At 67.2% G+C, this 18010-nt stretch carries 14 protein-coding genes; 11 read left to right on the plus strand and 3 right to left on the minus strand.

Features of this window, described 5'->3' with window-relative positions:
- Window positions 1-109: 109 nt before the first annotated feature.
- On the minus strand, window positions 110-1651 hold the full coding sequence (locus tag LC092_RS07095; RefSeq protein ID WP_224805753.1) for an ABC transporter substrate-binding protein: 1542 nt from the start codon (window positions 1649-1651) through the stop codon (window positions 110-112).
- A 151-nt stretch (window positions 1652-1802) separates the two neighbouring features.
- Here LC092_RS07095 and LC092_RS07100 point away from each other — a divergent pair, with 151 nt between their 5' ends.
- The 6 genes from LC092_RS07100 (at window position 1803) to LC092_RS07125 (ending at window position 6874) form a co-directional block, all read left to right on the plus strand.
- Window positions 1803-2192, plus strand: coding sequence for a RidA family protein (locus tag LC092_RS07100; RefSeq protein ID WP_224805754.1), 390 nt, complete (start codon window positions 1803-1805; stop codon window positions 2190-2192).
- A 64-nt stretch (window positions 2193-2256) separates the two neighbouring features.
- Window positions 2257-3135, plus strand: a complete 879-nt coding sequence (locus tag LC092_RS07105; RefSeq protein WP_224805755.1) for a MurR/RpiR family transcriptional regulator — start codon at window positions 2257-2259, stop codon at window positions 3133-3135.
- 178 nt (window positions 3136-3313) lie between these two features.
- A complete protein-coding gene (locus LC092_RS07110; RefSeq protein WP_224805756.1) occupies window positions 3314-3856 on the plus strand; it encodes a 3-hydroxyanthranilate 3,4-dioxygenase in 543 nt (180 codons plus the stop codon).
- Window positions 3857-3964: 108 nt separating this feature from the next.
- On the plus strand, window positions 3965-4954 hold the full coding sequence (locus tag LC092_RS07115) for a TRAP transporter substrate-binding protein (protein WP_224805757.1): 990 nt from the start codon (window positions 3965-3967) through the stop codon (window positions 4952-4954).
- A gap of 91 nt (window positions 4955-5045) precedes the next feature.
- The gene (locus LC092_RS07120; protein WP_224805758.1) at window positions 5046-5618 is read left to right on the plus strand and encodes a TRAP transporter small permease; all 573 of its coding nucleotides are present in this window, start codon (window positions 5046-5048) and stop codon (window positions 5616-5618) included.
- Window positions 5615-6874, plus strand: a complete 1260-nt coding sequence (locus LC092_RS07125; protein ID WP_224805759.1) for a TRAP transporter large permease — start codon at window positions 5615-5617, stop codon at window positions 6872-6874. Before LC092_RS07120 ends, LC092_RS07125 begins: the two co-directional genes overlap by 4 nt.
- 25 nt (window positions 6875-6899) lie before the next feature.
- Here the strand turns inward: LC092_RS07125 and LC092_RS07130 are convergent, their stop codons facing one another.
- Window positions 6900-7853, minus strand: a complete 954-nt coding sequence (locus LC092_RS07130) for a LysR substrate-binding domain-containing protein (protein ID WP_224805760.1) — start codon at window positions 7851-7853, stop codon at window positions 6900-6902.
- Between the two features lie 69 nt (window positions 7854-7922).
- Entirely contained in the window at window positions 7923-8723 is an 801-nt protein-coding gene (locus LC092_RS07135) for an aspartate dehydrogenase (protein ID WP_224805761.1), read from the minus strand.
- Between the two features lie 178 nt (window positions 8724-8901).
- On the opposite strand from LC092_RS07135, the gene LC092_RS07140 reads away from it, so the two are divergent.
- The 5 genes from LC092_RS07140 to LC092_RS07160 all read left to right on the plus strand — a co-directional run bounded on the left by LC092_RS07140 (window position 8902) and on the right by LC092_RS07160 (window position 17781).
- Window positions 8902-11040, plus strand: a complete 2139-nt coding sequence (locus LC092_RS07140) for a xanthine dehydrogenase family protein molybdopterin-binding subunit (RefSeq protein ID WP_224805762.1) — start codon at window positions 8902-8904, stop codon at window positions 11038-11040.
- A gap of 14 nt (window positions 11041-11054) precedes the next feature.
- Window positions 11055-12008 (plus strand): dihydrodipicolinate synthase family protein, encoded by a 954-nt coding sequence (locus LC092_RS07145; RefSeq protein ID WP_224805763.1) that lies wholly within the window; start codon window positions 11055-11057, stop codon window positions 12006-12008.
- A gap of 126 nt (window positions 12009-12134) precedes the next feature.
- The gene (locus LC092_RS07150) at window positions 12135-13436 is read left to right on the plus strand and encodes an NHLP bacteriocin system secretion protein (protein WP_224805764.1); all 1302 of its coding nucleotides are present in this window, start codon (window positions 12135-12137) and stop codon (window positions 13434-13436) included.
- Window positions 13433-15592, plus strand: coding sequence for a cysteine peptidase family C39 domain-containing protein (locus LC092_RS07155; protein ID WP_224805765.1), 2160 nt, complete (start codon window positions 13433-13435; stop codon window positions 15590-15592). The genes LC092_RS07150 and LC092_RS07155 overlap by 4 nt, the downstream gene beginning before the upstream one ends.
- Window positions 15589-17781, plus strand: coding sequence for an ATP-binding cassette domain-containing protein (locus LC092_RS07160; protein ID WP_224805766.1), 2193 nt, complete (start codon window positions 15589-15591; stop codon window positions 17779-17781). The genes LC092_RS07155 and LC092_RS07160 overlap by 4 nt, the downstream gene beginning before the upstream one ends.
- Window positions 17782-18010: the final 229 nt, after the last annotated feature.

The following is an 18010-nucleotide window of genomic DNA, read 5'->3' on the forward strand; positions in this document are numbered from 1 at the left end:
GTGTGCCGCGATTTTCAGCGCATGTCGCGGGGCGCAAAGGCCCCTCCCGCGCCTCGGTCCGTGAGGACCGGGCAGGCAGCGCGGGAGGGGCAGCCGGGAGGAAGCCGGCTTACTTGTCGACGTTCCAGAAGTGCGGCCAGATCAGGGTGGCTTCACCCAGGCCGGTCAGCTTCGTGGAGGCGATGTTGTAGGTGTAGACATCGCCCGTCTTCATCGTCGGGACCTGCTCGTAGATCAGGGCCTGGATTTCGCCCCACAGCTTCTGACGCTCGGCCGGGTCGGCGCTTTCGGTAAACTTCGCCTTGAGCGCGGCCTTCTCCGGGGTCGTCCACCAGCCCGGATAGTTGTCGTTCATCACCGAGATCAGGATCGGATCCGGAACGAAGCCGTGGTGAGTGAAGAACAGGTCCCACTGGTCCGGCTCGGCGCGCTTTTTGATCAGGGTGGCCCAGTCATAGACCTGAAGGTCGATGTTGAAGCCGGCCTGGGCGAGCTGCTTTGTGTAGACGATGGCCGTGTCGTAGTGGAACGGATAGTTGGTGGAGACCATGAACTTGATGGGCTCGCCGTTGTACCCGGCTTCCTTGGCCAGCGACCGCGCGGTGTCTGCGTCGCCCCTGGAGAAGTTCTCCGCACCCGCTTCCGTGTACCAGACGTTGCCCTTGGGCAGGAACGAGCCGTTGGCGCGCCACAGCTTGTCCGGGCCGATGGCGACCTGAAGCGCCGGCACCTTGTCGATGGCGGTCTGGATGGCACGGCGCAGCGCGAAGTTTTCCTTCAGCGGGCCGTCCTTGGAGTTCATGAAGACGAGGCCGAAGAGCGGGCCGCCGTTGACGATGGTGGTGACCTGCGGGTTGGCGTCCAGATCGGCGAAGAGATCGCCGGGGATGCTTTCGGCATAGTCGTAGTCGCCCGCCTGAAGGCCGCTGACACGGGTGCCGACGTCGGGCACGGGGATGAAGCGCAGCGCGTCGAAGTTGGCCTTGCGCTCGCCGGCGTAGCCGTCGGCGGCACCGGAGGGCGAATCATAGTCGTCGAAGCGGACCAGCTCGACGTGACGGTTGGCCTGCCATTCGCCGAATTTGTAAGGGCCGGTGCCGATGTAGTTTTCCGGGGAAATCGGTGCCTTGCCGGCGTCGGCGACGACGGAGGCCGGATAGATCGCCGGACCGCCGTTGATGAAGGCCATCAGGTTCTTCCAGGGGCCGAACGGCTTCGACAGGCGGATCGTGACTTCATGGTCGCCGGTCGCCTCGACGCTTTCCACGTTGGAGAAAAGCAGCGAACCGCGCGAGCCGTGCTCGCCCCAGCGCTTCAGCGAGGCAACGACGTCGGCCGAGGTCATGTCGGTGCCGTCGTGGAAGGTGACGTCCTTGCGCAGGGTGATGACGATGGTCTTGCCGTCGTTCTCGAGCCGATCGCTTTCGGCGAGCAAGGGCTGGGGTGCATTGGCCGCGTCGAAGGTGTAGAGACCTTCGAACATGTGATGGGCAATGGTCGTCGCCAGGTCCGAGGTGACCACGTGCTGGTCGAGGCTCGGCGGCTCGCCGACGGTCGCGTAGCGCAGCGTCCCGCCGGCATAGGCAGTGCTCGCCATCGATGCGGCAAATGCCGCAGCGAGAATGGTTTTAAGGGGTCTGTTCAGCGTCATGCCAGTCTCCTCCCAGATCGTTCGCATGCCGGACATCGGCCGGTCGATATGAAAGAAATTTTCAGAAATGGCAGAAATTGTCAATTCCAGATTTGCATATCGTGTAAATGACGCTAATTTATGAAAGAAACTTACAAAGCGGAGCTGACGCATGACCACTGGAATCACCCGATACGACACCGCCGACCTCGCAGCCGGCGGCACGCGCCGTCCTTTCGCCAAGGCGGTGCGCGCAGGCGATTTCGTCTATGTCTCCGGTCAGGTGCCGGCGGAAAAGGGCGAGATCATCACCGGGGGAATCGTCGCGCAGACGGAAAAGGTGATGGAAAACCTCATCGAGGTTCTGGCGCTGGCCGGCTGCACGCTGGAGCACGTCGTGAAGGTCAATGTCTGGCTCGACGATGCCCGCGACTTCTCCAGCTTCAACGGCGTGTTCGAGCGCTATTTTCTCGATCATCCGCCGGCACGCTCCACCGTCCAGTCGCCGCTGATGGTGGATGCCAAGGTCGAGATGGACGTGATCGCCTACAAGCCGGAATAGGCGCGGGCCGCGCGGGGCCCTATCCTGCGCGACGGGAAGATCGGGAAAGGCGAGGTCGGGGAACGTGAGCAAGGTGATCGACATCATCGCCCAGTTGCGGGGCTTGAACGGGGCGTTGCCGAAGCGCGAGCAGCATGTCGCCGACTATGTGCTCGCCAATCTGGAAACCATCGCCTATCAGCGCCAGAGCGAGATCGCCAAGGGGGCGGGGGTGTCGGACGCCACCGTCAACCGCTTCTGCCAGTCGCTCGGCTGCGACGGGTTCAAGGAGTTCAAGATCCGCCTGGCGCAAAGCGTGGCGGTCAGCCTCCAGTATCTCGGCGGGCAGGGCAACGACCGCTCGCCCGCCGACCAATTGGTCGCGCAGGTCTTCGGCGCGCTGGTCGACACGCTCAACACCGCCCGCTCGCAGCTCGACGGGGCAGCACTTCAATCGGCCATCGACATGCTGGCCGACGCGCGGCGGATCGTGTTCTTCGGCGTCGGCGGCGGCTCCGCCAATGTCGCGCGCGAGGGGGCGAATCGCTTCTTCCGCCTCGGCATTCCGGCCGAGGCCCATGCTGACGGCTACCTGCAGCGGATGATTGCCTCGACGCTGGAACGCGGCGACGTGGTCTTTGCGGTCTCTGCCAGCGGCACGCCGGCGGAGCTGCTCGACAGCGTCGCCATCGCGCGTCAGTACGGCGCGGCGACGATCAGCCTGACCAAGGCCGGCTCCGACCTGGCCGCAGCCTGCGACATCGCCATCGGGGTCGATCTGCCGGAGGATCACGACATCTACAAGCCGAGCGCCTCGCGGCTTGCCTATATCGCGATTGTCGACGTGCTGGCGGCGGGGGCCGCGCGACGCCGGCCGGAGCGGGTCAAGGAATACCTGCGCCGCATCCGCACCTCGCTGGTGCCGCTGTCGACCGACGTCGGACCCAAGCCCATCGGCGACTGACGCGCGCCGCCGACGGCCGCGTCGGCTATCGGCTTTCGTGATACCCGCTTTACTGAATGCTATTTGATTGAAATATCAATCTGCCGTCTCCTGAGCCTCGGAATCATGTGCCGGACCGGACCCGACAGCGCCCTGCTGCGCCGGGGGAGGGACTGGACCGGCAATGCGGGAGCGGGACATGTCGAGACTTGCAGCCTTCAATTTTCAGAAGTGGATCGAGGACAACAAGCATCTGCTGAAGCCGCCGGTCGGCAATCAGCAGATCTGGAAGGACGCGGACCTGATGGTCACCGTCGTCGGCGGTCCGAACAAGCGCACCGACTATCATGACGACCCGGTGGAGGAGTTCTTCTACCAACTCAAGGGCGACATGCTGCTCAAGCTCTACGACGGCAAGGAGTTCTACGACGTGCCGATCCGCGAGGGCGAGATCTTCCTGCTGCCGCCGCATGTGCGCCATTCGCCGCAGCGCCCGCAGGAAGGCTCCATCGGCCTCGTCATTGAGCCGGCCCGCCCCGAAGGCGCGCTCGACGCCATCGAATGGTACTGCTTCGAATGCGCGCATCTGGTGCATCGCGCGGAGCTCGACCTGGAATCGATCGTCGACGATCTGCCGCCCGTCTACAAGGCCTTCTATGCCTCCGAGGAGGCGCGCACCTGCCCCAATTGCGGCACGCTTCATCCGGGCAAGGAGCCGCCGGAGGGCTGGGTCAAGCTCTAGGCACGCCCGGCGCCCGGTCGCGGCGCCGCTTCGCTCTTTTCACCATCATCAACAACGTGACGGCCTGCCCGGCATGGAGGTGCCCGGCCGGTCTTCGGGAGGATCGACATGAACTTCAAGACCCTGATCGCGCGCACGCTGCCGGCGGCGCTGGTTGCCTTGGCCTCGACCACCGGCCTTGCCTCCGCCAAGGAATTCCGTCTCGGGCTGATCACCCCGCCGCCGCATATCTGGACCGTCGCGGCGCAGGCCTTCGGCGAAGACCTGAAGGCGGAAACCGACGGCAAGCATTCGGTGGCGGTGTTCCCGTCGCGCCAGCTCGGCAACGAGGCGCAGATGATGCAGCTCTTGCAGACCGGCGCGCTCGACATGGCCTTCCTGACGATCGCGGAAGTCTCCAACCGCGTGCCGGACTTCGGTGCCTTCTACGCGCCCTATATGGCCGACGACGTGGCCCATGCCGGGCGCATCCTGCGCTCGGATGAAGCCAAGGCGATGCTGGCCGACCTGCCGCAGAAGGCCGGTGTCGTCGGCATCGGCTACAGCATGGCAGGCCTGCGCCAGATCGTCAGCCGCGATCCCGTCACGAGCGCGGCCGACCTTGCCGGCAAGAAGCTCCGGATCACGCCGTTCGAGCCGATCAAGGACTTCTACAACGCGGTGGGAGCTGCCTCCACGCCGATGCCGCTGCCGGCGGTCTATGATGCGCTTGCCAACGGCCAGGTCGACGCCATCGACATGGACGCGGAGCTGATCTGGAAGCTCAAGTACTACGAGCATGCCGACACGGTGCTGATCTCCAACCACATGATGTTCCCGATGGTCGGTCTGGTGTCGGCCCGCGTGTGGAAGGACCTCTCCCCCGAGGAGCGAGAGACGATCACCCGGCTGATGGCACGCCATCTCGACGGGGCGATCGACACCTATATCTCCAAGGAGGCCGACTGGCTGCTCGCAGTCGAAGGCACCGGCACCAATATCGTCGAGGCGGATGCGTCCTTCTTCCAGGATGCCATCGCCCAGTGGGAAGCGATCTGGAGCGAGAAGGCGCCGGCGCTCGCCACGCTTCGCAAGGTTGCCGACGAGACCCGGCAGTAGGTCCCGGCCCGACACCCGCAACCCCGCATCCGGACGGTCAGGGCCCAATAGCCTTGCGGTCCGGGTGCGCGGCGTGGATGGATAACGCGCGATGCTCTACAGGATCTCCGCCTTCTGGGCGCGGTGCGAAATCGCGCTGGCAGCCACCCTTGCCGCCACGATCACCGGGCTGATCCTTCTCAATGTGGTCACCCGGTCCGCCGATATGGCGATCTACTGGATCGACGAGACGGCGATCACCGCCATGGTCTGGATGACGTTTCTGGCCGGCTCCGCCGCCGTCCACCGGCGCTCCGGCGTTGCCGTCACGCTTGTCTACGACATGCTGTCCTCGCGGGTCGCGCGCTGGTGGCGGCTCGGCCTCGATGTCGTGACGGTCGTCTTCGCCGTCGCGATGATCCGGTTCTGCCTGCTGTGGTTCGATCCGCTGGCGCTTTATGCCGCCGGCTTCGACGCCCTGGCCTTCCAGGGCGAGACCTTCAATTTCATCTATGCCGAGCCGACGGTGACGCTCGGCATCCGCAAGGCCTGGGTCTGGTCCATCATGATCGTCTTCACCTTCGGGCTGACGCTGCATGCCGCGTCCAATCTGGTTGCGAGCCTTTGCGTGCTCGCCGGCGGTGACGATCCGCAGGCGGACGCCGACGCGGGGACACGGGCATGACGGCGATTGTCTTTCTGCTTCTGCTGTTCGGCGCGGTGCCCATCGCGCTGGTGCTGGCGCTGTCGGCGATCTGGTACATCCAGGCGAGCGGCAACGAGGTGCTCTACGCAAGCTTCGCCCAGCAGCTTTACTCCGGGATCGAGAGCTACGGGCTCTTGGCGATCCCGCTGTTCATGCTCACCGGCGAACTGATGAACGAGGGCGGGCTGACCCGGCGGCTGATCCAGGCGGCGCGCGTCTTCGTCGGCGGGTTTCGCGGCGGGCTTGCCTATATCAACCTGCTCGCCAACATGTTCATGGCCGCGATCATCGGCTCCGCCGCCTCGCAGATCGCGGTGATGGCGCGTGCCATGGTGCCGGCGATGGAGGCGGAGGGCTACCGCCGCGATTTCGCCGCCGCAACGACCGCCGCCGGCGGCCTGCTGTCGCCGATCATTCCGCCGTCCATGCTGTTCGTCATCTACGGCGTTCTGGCGCAGATCCCCATCGGCGACATGTTCATGGCCGGCATCATTCCCGGCCTGATGCTGTCGGCGTCCTTCTTCGTCATCATCGCGCTCGTCGGGCTGACGCAGTCGTTTCCCAAGGGCAAGTGGATGAACCGCGGCGAGGCCCTGGCCGCGCTGCGCGACTGCCTTCCGGCGGCGCTCATTCCCGTCGCCATCGTCGGCGGCATCCTGCTCGGGGTGGCGACGCCGACCGAATCGGCCGCCGTCGCCTCGCTGATCGCTTTCCTGATCGGGCGGTTCATCTACCGGGATCTCAAGATCACCCGGCTCGGCGCCCTGTTCGTGCGCACCGCGACCAGCTCCAGCCTGGTGATCTTCCTGATCGCCGCCGCCAATGTGTTCGGCTGGGTGATCATCTACGAGGCGCTGCCGCAAAAGCTCGCGGGCCAGATCACGTCGATCACCTCCGATCCCTTCGTCTTCCTCTTGATCGTCAACCTGTCGCTCTTCGTGATCGGCATGGTGATCGACGGCATCGCCGCACTGATCCTGGTGGTGCCGATCCTGCTGCCGATCGCGCAGATGCATTACGACATCGATCCGTTCCAGTTCGGGGTGATCGTCTGCCTCAACCTGGTGCTCGGCCTTTTGACGCCGCCGGTCGGCGCGGGGCTCTATATCGCCTCGGCGATGAGCGGCACCCCGCCGATGCAGATCGTGCGCGCGCTCTATCCGTTCCTGATCGCGGTGGCGCTGATCCTGGTGCTGTTGAGCTGGGCGCCGATCCTGACGACGGCGCTGATCTGACGGGAGCGGCGCTCGCCCGGCGCTATTACAGCGTTGCGGCGACCGCCCGCAATTCGTCGAGGAAGAAGGCGGCCGCCGGCGTCAGGCCCTTGGTCTTGCGGTAGGAGACGCCCACGGGGCCGATGGGAATCGGCACGTCCCAGGGCACGCGCGCCAGGATGCCGGCGGCGATATCCTGTTCCACCACGTGATTGGGCAGGATGCCGATCATCGTCGAGGTGGCGAGCAGGCTGCGGTTGGCGAGGAAGGACACCGATTCCACCGCGTTGATCGGCGAGCTCAGGCCGTGGTCGAGGAACACCAGATCGATCTGGCGCCGCAGCGTCGTTTCCGGCGGCGGCAGGATCCAGCCATAGTCCATCATGTCCTGGAAGGTGACACGCTTGCGCCCTTGCAGCGGGTGGCTCATGCCGGTGACGGCGATGACCTTTTCCTCGTAGAGGCGCTCCTGCAGCAGTTCGTCGCGGTGGCGATGGGTCGGCAGCCGGCCGACGACAAGATCGACCTCGCCGGAGCGCAGCGCCGGCATCAGCACCTCGTTGGTGCCTTCCTGGATCTTGATCGACAGGCCCGGCTTTTGCGCCAGTACCCGGGCGATGGTCTTCGGCAGGAGCAGTGCCGAGGCAGCGAGCAGCGTGCCGATGACGATACGCCCGCTCGATCCTTCCGCCAGATCGTCGAGTTCCTGCGCGGCGTGGGAAATCTGCGCGAAGATCAGCTTGCCGTGGCGGGCCAGCGCCTCGCCGTAGATCGTCGGCACCACGCCCCGGTTGGTGCGCTCGAACAGCAGCACGCCGAAATCGGCTTCCAGATCCTTGATCAGCTTGGTGGCGGCGGGCTGCGACAGGTTCAGCTCGCGCGCGGCATGGAGAATGCTGTTGTGGCGCTCGACCGCGACCAGCAGGCGCAGCTGCTTGAGCTTGAGGCGGGTCAGGATCCGCTCGACGATGCGGACGTGCTTCTGGTTCGGTTCGCTCATCGCAGCGTCTTCAGTGTTGTGCCGGGAGCCGGGATGGCGGGACAGCGCGCACAGCCATAGCCCAACGGATCAGGCAATGCGAATGGCGTCTTCAAGCCGCGCCAGCGTGTCGACCATGCTCATCGCGGTCAAGGCGGAGGATTTCGGATTGTCCGGCATGGCGCGGCCGGAAATCTGGATGGCGAAGGAGCCGAAGGCGCCCTCGACGGCAAGCTCGTGCCGGTTCTCGCGACACGCGGGATCGGAAATCAGCTCGACCTCGGTCTCGTCGAAGCCGATCCCGGCGAGCGCGATGCTCGCCGTGACATTGGCGTTCTTGGGATAAAGCGCCGCCGCCTGACGGGCGGTGCCGCGAAAATGCACCTGCGCCTCGCTTTGCGCGTCGAGGTCAATCCTGTCCTCCGCCGGCGTGCCGCGCCAGCTCGCGGGCGGCTTGCGGCCCCGGTAGATCACGCGGGTCAGCCCACCCTGACGCGCCGCGCTCAGGATATCGAGGCCGCCGATCGCGCCCGACACGATCCTGAGCGCAGTCCCGCCGCGCCGGGCGGCATCGCTCAGGTCGCGGTAGAGATCCGCGTCGGCGAGGGCGCCGGCGGAGACGCTGTAGAGATCGATGCCGCCTGCAAGGATGTCGGGTCCGTGTTCGCGCAGGCCGGCATGGCCGGCGCAGTCGAGCACCAGGTCGGGGCGCTGCGGCAGATCGCCCACACTGTCGGCGATCGCAATCGCGCCGGGCGCGCAGGCGCGGGCATCCTCCAGCCGTCCGGCACGCCCGATGATGCCGCACAGGGTCACAGTGTCCCGCTCGGCGATCGCCGTCATGACATACCGGGCAATTGCGCCATAACCGATGATGGCGACATGTTTCATGGGCAGCTCCAGTCAGGTCTCGACGCTTGCGATCTTGCGCCAATCCGCGCGCTCCAGCTATCCAATTTCCAGATAGCAGGTTTGAAACACAATATTTGCCGCGATATCTGATTGCCGCCACTGTCGGCTCGAATTCCTGAAGGGCATGCCGCCCGCCAGCAGAAGACGAGTTTTGGCCGTGACAGTCATTTCCGCCCGGGACCGCGAGCGCGCGGGATCGCAGCAACCGCAGATCGGCCAACCCTTGCGCCGGCGCGAGGACCTTCGCCTGGTTACCGGAGCGGGCTGCTATGTGGCGGATGTGCCGTTGCAGGACCCCTTGCATGTCGCCTTCGTGCGCAGTCCCGTGCCCGGCGGGCGGATCGTCGGATGCGACGTGCAGGATGCCCGCGACATGCCCGGCGTGGAACAGGTCGTGCGTGCCGCAGATCTCGGGGAGTTGGGCCGGTTGAGCATCAATCCGGTGCTGGAACCTTTCGGGTCGGCGCCCTTTCCCGTGCTGGCGGGCGAGCGGGTCTCCGCCGTCGGTCAGCCGGTCGTGGCCGTTCTGGCGGAAACGCCGGCTGAGGCGCTGGATGCCTGCGACGCGGTTCTGGTCGAGATCGATGACGACGAGGCTGCCGTCGAGCCGGCCGGCTTTCGCGGCGCCTGGTCGTCGGGCGATTGCGATCAGGCTCTGGCCGGTGCCGCGCACCGCGTCTCGGTGAGGGTCGACCATCCGCGTCTGGCGCCCGCTTCGCTGGAACCGCGCGGCATTGCCGTTGCCTATCACGATGAGAGCGACAGCGTGACCGTCTGGCTGTCGACGCAGACCCCCCACCGCGCGCGGCGGGAACTGTCGCGCATCCTGTCCGTCGCGCCCGAGCGCATCCAGGTCGCGGCCCCCGATGTCGGCGGCGCTTTCGGCATGAAGGCCTCGCTCTATCCGGAAGAGGTGCTGTGCGTCTGGGCCGCGCTGCGGTTCAAGCGCGCGACCCGCTGGATCTCCTCGCGCGGCGAGGATTTCCTGGCCGCAAGTCACGGTCGGGGCGCAACGAGCGAGGGCACGCTCGGCGTCGATGCCGACGGGCGGTTCCTGGCGTTGAAGGCGCGGGTCGACGCGCCGCTTGGCCACTGGCTGCCGAATAGCGCCGCCATTCCCGCCTGGAACGCCGGGCGTATCCTGCCCAGCGGCTACCGCGTCGCGGCGGTTGATATCGTCACGCGAGCCGAGGTCTCCAACACGGCGGCGGTCGGAATCTATCGCGGGGCCGGGCGTCCGGAAGCCAACTGCCTGATGGAACGTCTCGTGGATGCGGCGGCGGCGGCGACCGGGATCGATCCGCTGGAGATCCGCCGGCGCAATCTGGTGGAAGCGGCCGCCTTTCCGCACGAGGGGCCGACCGGGGTCGTGCTCGATTCCGGCCGTTATGCGGAGCTGCTGGACCATCTTGCACGCGAGACGGAGTACGACGCGCGCCGCGCAGAGGTCGCGGCGCGCCGGGCCCGGGGCGAGGTCGTCGGACTGGGCGTTGCCTTCTACATCGAGCCCTGCGGCACGGGATGGGAAAGCGCGCGCGTCACGCGCAATCCGGACGGCACGGCGCTTGTCGCCTTCGGCGGCAGCACGCAAGGCCACGGGCGCGAGACGGCGCTCGCCCAGATCGCGGCGGATGCGCTCGGCCTATCGCCCGAGGCGGTGGAGGTCTTCTGCGGCTCGACGCGGGACTGCCCGACCGGCATCGGCGCGCTCGCCAGTCGCAGCACGGCAATCGGCGGCAGCGCGGTGCTGAAGGCCTGCGAGGCGCTGCTTGCCCGCATCGACAGTGGCGCGGACACCAGCGTGCCCGTCAGCGAGGAGGTGGTCTATGAGGCCGCCGGCGAGGCCTGGGGCTATGGCGCCTATCTGGTGCAGATGGCAATCGACCCGGAGACCGGCGATCCGACGCTTGAATATGTCGCCTGCGTCGATGATGCCGGCACGGTGATCAACCCGATGCTGGTCGAGGGCCAGATCCGGGGCGGCTTCGCGCAGGGGCTCGGCGAGGCGCTGATGGAGCGGCTGGTCTATGACGGCGACGGCCAGCTCGTGACCGGATCGCTGATGGACTATGCGCTGCCGCGCGCAAGCGACATTCCGGCCTTTGCGATTTCCAAGATGGAGACCCGCTCGCCCAACAATCCGCTCGGCGCCAAGGGGGTCGGCGAAGCCGGCACCATCGGCGCGCCCGCCGCCATTCTCAATGCCGCCATCGACGCGCTGCGTCCCCATGGCGTGACCGACCTTCCGATGCCGCTCACCAGCGAAACGCTGTGGCGCGCGCTTCACCGAACGTGAGACAGGATCAAGCGATGAACTACAGCAGACTGGACGCCAAGGCCTACGCCCGTGCCAACATGAAGGGCATCTGGGCGGCAGCGCTCAATCCCTTCCGTCCCGACTTCAGCCTGAACGAGGAGGGCCTGCGCGCCAACATCCGCCACTGGGTCGACGATCTCGGCATTGCCGGGCTGTTCATCGCCGGCAAGCAGGGCGAGTTTTTTTCCATGTCGCTCGACGAGCGCAAGCGCAACTTCGAGATCGCGGTGGAAGAGACCGGGGACCGGGCCGGCACTATCATGTCGTGTTCCGACCAAAACTTCGACACGGTGATCGACCTGGCGAAACACGCCGAGGCCGTCGGTGCCGACTATATCGTCGTGCATGCGCCGATGCTGCATTTCGTCACCGATCCCGACGAGACCGTCTATCAGTACTACAAGGCGATTTGCGAGAGCGTGAACATCGGCATCGCCATGTGGAGCCATCCGGATTCCGGCTATCTGATGAGCCCGGAGCTCTGCGCCCGCGTCGCCGAGCTGCCCAATATCGTCGCGATCAAATATTCCGTGCCCCGGCCGATGTACACGAAGCTGACCGAAATGGTCGGCGACACAATCCTGGTGTCGACGGCCTCGGAAGAGGAATGGCTCGACAACATCCTCGAGCTCGGCTGGCAGCTCTATCTGTGTTCCTCGCCCCCCTATCTGCTGCAAACGGCAAACGACCGGCGCATGCATGACTACACGCAGGCGGCCTTTGCCGGCGACGCGGCGCGGGCGCGCGAGATCAGCAAGAGCCTCGATCCCGTGCGCAAGGCGCTGAAGGGCACGCGTCCGGGCGGCAAGCCGCAGGCGCACCAGAAATTCTGGCAGGAGCTGCTCGGCCAGGTCGGCGGCCCGGTGCGCCCGCCGCTGCTGCAACTGACCGAGGACGAAAAGGCCGCGACGAAGGCCGCCTTCGAGGCCTGCGGGTTGCGGCTCTGACACCGGGCGGGGCGGGCGGAATTCACGCAACGGTAACCAAGCGGGGCGATTGATCCCGCTCGCCTTTCCCGGATTAACCGAACTTGAGCCTCGCTGTCGGACACTCGCCTTTCAAGGGGAGTGGTCATGGCGAAATCGTTTTTCAGGCAGGAGGCGCTCGACGCGGCGACCCGGGTGGACGAGACGCAGCGCACGATGCGCGTCTCCACCGCGGTGACGCGGCTGAGTGCCGCGGCCCTTGCCACCGCACTTGCCGGCGTCGTCACCTGGAGCGCCTTCGTCGACGTGCCGATCCATGTCACCGGCCACGGCGTTTTGGCGCGGTCCGGCGAGACGCTGATCTCGCCGGTGCGCGCGGCGTCTTCCGGTTATGTCGCCGAGGTGCTGGTGAAGCGCGGCGATACGGTTGCCGCCGGCGACGTGCTCCTGCGGCTCTCCCAGCCTGAACGCATGGCCGCCTTGAAGAAGGCGGAGCGCATCCTGGAGGTGCTGAGCCGCAATGCGGAGCGCAGCGAAACCCTGCGGGCCGAAGATGCCGAAGCCGAAAGCCGCAGCCACGCGCGCCAGCTGATCGCGCTCGGCGAGCGGATCGAGGCGCTGTCCTCCAAGAAGAGATGGCTCGACGAGCGCCGCGCCACCCTTGAAAAGCTCCATGCCGACGGGATCGTCTCGCTGGAGGCGGTGTCCAACGCGCGCATCGCCGCCGATGTCGCGGAAGACGATCTGGCGGCCGCCCGTGCCGCACAGGTCGCGCTCGACGTTGCCCGAGAGGAGGCAGCCTCCGAGCGCGAGCGTGCGGCCCTGTCCACCCGGCTCGAACTGGAGCGGCTGCAGGCCGAGGTCGCGGAAATCCGCGCCGATCTCGAGGCCGGTTCGACCGTCACCGCCGATGCGCCCGGCCGCGTCATCGCCATCAACACGCGCCTCGGCGCACTCGCCGCCCCCGGTCAGCCGCTGCTGGAAATCCTGGTCGACGGCACGTCCGGTGCCGATCCCGACGCGCTGGAGGCGGTGGTCTTCGTGCCGCTGTCGCAGGGCAAGCGGCTGTCGCCGGACGACCGCGCGCTGCTGACGCCTGCGGATCTGCCGCTCGACCGGCACGACCGTCTGATCGCCCGCGTGATCTCGATCTCGGAGGTTCCCGCCTCCTCGCAGGCGCTTCAGTTCGCGCTTGGCGACGACACGCTGGCGGAAAAGATCTCCGCCGGCGGGCCGACCTTCGAGGTGCGGCTGGCGATGGAGCGCAAGACGGAAGGGAGCACCGGCTACGCCTGGACCGGCGCGCCGCCCCCCGGCGTGACCCTGTCGCCGGGCACGCCGCTCAGCGCCGACGTGACGGTGGAACGCCGTCCGCTGCTGGCGCTTGCCGTGCCCGCGCTCAAGCGCTTCCTGCATCTTGAGGCCGACGACTGGACGGGCCGTCCATGACGGGTTTCGGGTCCCGGCGGGCGCGCACCATCCTGCAGATGGAGGCGGCGGAATGCGGCGCCGCCTGTCTCGCCATGGTGTTGAGCGCCCACGGCCGGGAAATCGTGCTGGAGGACGCGCGCGAGCGCTGCGGCACCTCCCGCGACGGGGTGGATGCGGCAGCCCTTGCCCGCGCCGGCGAAAGCTATGGCCTCAAGGTCAAGGCGGTGCGGCGCGAGCCGGAGGATCTGGCGGAACTGCCGCTTCCCGCGATCCTGCACTGGAACTTCAATCATTTCGTGGTGCTGGAAGCCGTGAAGGGCGACCGCTTCGTGCTGCTCGATCCGGCGGTCGGCCGGCGGGTCGTCACCCGCGCGAAGCTCGGCAAGGCGCTGACCGGTCTGGTGCTCGTCATGGTGCCGGGCGAGAGCTTCAAGGCCGGTGGCCGTCGCCCGATGGCACTTCCGGCGCTGCTGCGCCAGGCGGCCGGCTCCTGGGACGCGATGGCCATCGTCTTCGTCTGCGGCGTGGTCGGGATCATTCCGGGGCTGGTTCTGGCGGGTGCGATCCAGACCTATTCCGACTATGTGGTGGCGCAGGGCCGCCGCGACTGGCTGATCTTCATCCTTGTCGCGCTCGCCGCGACGCTTCTGGTGCAGGTCGCGCTCGGCGCGCTGCGCGAATGGACGGTCGCCGCGCTGAAATCCAAGATCGGCGTTGTCGTGGCGGCGCGCGCCTTCGAGCATGTGCTGTTCCTGCCGCTGTCCTTCTTCGCGCAGCGCAATGCCGGCGAGGTGGTCTCGCGGCTGCGCATCGGCTCCGAGATCGGCGGCACCGTCGCAGGCCCGCTGGCGCAGATGCTGCCCAACATCGCCGTCGCCGGCGGCTATCTGGCGATCATCTGGCTCTATGACGCGGTGCTCGGCGGCATCGTCACGGCAATTGCGCTCGCCAATCTCGTCGTGCTGATCCGCCTGTCGGAACGCCTGAGCGAGGCGACGCGGCTGCAAAACGTGCTGGAAGGGGCGGCAAGCGGCGTGGCAACCGCCGGTTTCATGGCCTTCGATGCCTTCCGGCTGCTGGGCCGCGAAGCGCTGTTCGCCTCGCGCTGGCTGACGGCGGAGGAAGCCGCGCTCGATGCCGAGCAGCGGCTCGGACGCATCCGCGCGGCGGTCAATCTCGGCCCGGCGGCGGCGATGCTCCTGATCAGCATGTGCGTGCTCGGCGCCGGCGCTTTTCGGGTGATGCAGGGCGATCTGGCGCTGGGCGGTCTTCTGGCGCTGCAGGTGCTTGCCGGCCTCGTTGCCGCGCCGATTGCCGCCATTGCCTCCCACTATTGCGCGCTTCAGGAATCCGCCGGCGCGCTGATGCGCCTCGACGACCTGATCGACCATGCCGCCGATCCCCAGATCAACCGCGGCGCGGCCTATCCGGCAAACACGGCCGATGCGGCCGCGCCGCTGCTGCGCCTCGAGGCGCTCTCGTTTGGCTTTGGCACGGGCGCGGATCTGTTTTCCGGTGTGGATCTGGCGTTTTCGGCGAATGAACTGACCGCGATCACCGGCGTTTCCGGCGCCGGCAAGTCGACGCTCGCCCGTCTGGCGGCCGGCCTTGTCGCGCCGCGCGCCGGACGGGTGCTGTTTGAGGGCCGTCCGCTCGGCGACTGGCCGCACGAGAGCCTGCGCCGGCGCCTGCAATATGTGCCGCAGGCTAGCGCGGTGATGAGCGGCACCATTCGCGACAACATCACCATGTGGGACGAGACCATCGCGCAGGATGCCATCGACGCAGCACTCGAGCTTGCCGGCGCGCAGGAGATGGTTGCGCGCGCCGGTGGCCTTACGGCGATGCTGTCCGCCGACCGTCCCGGCTTGAGCGGCGGCGAGATCCAGCGGCTGGCGCTTGCCCGTGCGCTCGCCCGCCGGCCGCAGGTGTTGGTGCTGGACGAGACGACATCCGCGCTCGATGCCTTGAGCGAGCAGCGCGTGCTCGACGGTCTCAGGCGCTCGGGCGCGGCGGTGCTTCTCGTGTCGCACCGTCCGGGGTCGATCCGGCGTTGCGACCGCGTGCTTCATCTGGACGGCGCGGGCGGTGTTTCGCTGCGCGCCACTGTCGAAGACGGGTCCGCGGAGGCGCAGCCCATGCAGCCGCGTGACGCGGGGAGGGCGGTCGCATGAGCGGGCAGATGGGAAACGATTTCTTCCTGCGCTCGGCCGAGCGCATCGAGACGCTGCTGACCGAGCCGCGCCCGGCAATGGCGACGCCGACACCGGTGCTGGTCGACGCGCTGCATGCGGCTGCTGACGCGGCGCAGTCGAAGCTTGTGCCGGGCAGCGCGCTGGTGCCGGGCGAGCCGGCGGCAGCCTCCATCGAGCGGCTGGCGCGCGCCGCCGGCCTTCAGGTGCGCCAGGTTCGGCTCAGCGACCAGAGCATCGGCGAAAGCCCGGTGCCGATCCTCGCGCTCCGCAAGCCGGCGAGGGAGGATACCGATGCGGACGCACCCGCCGAAGCGGTGCTGCTGACGCGCGACGGGCCGCGCTGGCGGGTCGCGGATGCGGGAAGCCGCTGGAAACCGGGACCCGCGCGCCGACTGCCGCTCGACGACTTCGAGGAAACCGCCTTTCTGCTTCTGCCGGCCCTTCCCGACACACGGCTGACCGGCAGGGCGCTGCTGCGCTTCGGCCTGCCGCAGGCGCGCGGCGATCTCGCTGCCTTCTTCGCCTTCACGCTGCTGGCCGGCATGGCCGTGGCAACGCTGCCGCTCGTCACCGGGCCGCTGTTTGAAACCGTCGTGCCGGAAGGCGATTTCGGCCTGCTCGCCAATATGCTGGCGTTCTTCGTCGTCCTCTTCGGCGCCAACCTCCTGACACGCTTTGCCGCCGGCATCGCAAAGCTTCGGCTTGACGGGCGCATCGGCTTCTTCCTGCGCGCGGCGGCCATCGACCGCGCGATCCGCATCGCCGATGCCACGGCCGCGAGCGCCGGCGACTTGCCGCCGGCACCCATCGCAGCACTTTCCACCCGCTCTGTGGAACGCTGGCATCGGGGTGTGTGGGGCATGGGGCTTTCCGTCGTCGCGGCGCTTCTCGTCGCGCTTCCCAATATCGCGGTCGTTGCCGCAACCTCGGCCATCGGCGCTGTGGTCATCGGTGGCGTGGTCGCCATCGTCATTCTGGCCGGTGCGCTGATCGCCCGCCGCCGGGTGCAGGCGCTTCTGAGCGGTCTGGCCGCCCCGCAAAGCTGGATGAGCACCGCCTATGAGGCGCTGACCATGATCGACACGGTGCGCGCCACCGCGTCCGAAGGCCGGGTGTTCAGCCGCTGGACCGACGGATTTTTATCGCTGCGTCACCGCTTCCTGAAAGCCGACCGGGTCGGGGCTGCCTCTTCCGCGCTGGAAGAGGCGGTGGAAGGCTCTCTGGTGTTGTCGGCCATTGTCGCGCTGGCGCTTGCCGGTGGTGTCGTCGCCGGCGGGGCGCCGATCTCGCTCGTCGTTGCCGCCGGCAGCATCGCCGGCGCGGTGTCGGCCGTGCTCGGCGCCTTCGGTCAGGCAACGATGCTGGGCCTTCAGTTTCGTATGATCAAGCCGCTGCTCGACGGCGTTCCGCGCCCGGCGATCGACGGCTGGACGCCGCCGCAGCTTGGCGGCGCCATCGAAGCCTGCGATCTCACTTGCCGGCACCGTGCCGGCGCGCCGGCGGCGCTGGAGGGCGTGAGCTTTCGCGTCGAAGCGGGCGAGCACATCGGCATCGCCGGACCGTCGGGCGCGGGCAAGTCGACACTGATCAAGGCGCTGCTCGGGCTGATCCCGCGCGAGGCCGGGTCGGTCACCTTCGACGGGATCGATCTCGACCGGCTCGACGACCGGCTGCTGCGCCGCCAGATCGGCATTGTCGGCCAGGGCGGGAAGCTGTTTCCCGGAACCCTGTTCGACAATATCGCGGCCGGCGCGCCAATCACCCCGGCGGAGGCCCGGGAGGCCGCGCGCAAGGCCGGCCTGGAGGCCGACATCGAGGCGCTGCCGCTCGGCCTGGGCACTCCGGTCGGCGACACCGAATGCGGCTTTTCCGGCGGCCAGGTGCAGCGCATCCTGCTGGCGCGCGCCTTTGCCGGCCGTCCGAAGATCCTCATTCTCGACGAGGCGACCAGCGCGCTCGATCCCGCCCTGCAGGAGCATGTCGCCTGGGCCATCGACGAGATGGATGCGACCGTGATCAGCGTCGCGCATCGGCTCGAGACGCTTGCCGCCTGCGACCGGATCCTGGTGCTTGACCAGGGCCGCTTCGTGGAATGCGGCGCCTACCGCGAGCTGGTCGCCGGAAACGGCCTGTTCTCGCAGATGATCGAGGCACAGGACGCGGCGTGACGACCCGGGCCGGGCCTGACCGAAGATCGGCAGCAGCCCCCTCGACTCATTGTCTTTTGTCGCGGCCTTCAAGTTATCGCGATGCTCTTTTGGAGACATCGTTCGCTCAAACGCGCTCATTCATATTATAAAACTGTTTACCCTTTGATATAATAAAAGAATTTTCCGGAAAAATTAGAATAATGGCAATCTCTGTTCCCTAGGGTTCACTCCGCAATCAACAAACCAG

Origin of the sequence: Stappia stellulata, assembly GCF_020176715.1 — a bacterium.
Lineage (GTDB): Bacteria > Pseudomonadota > Alphaproteobacteria > Rhizobiales > Stappiaceae > Stappia.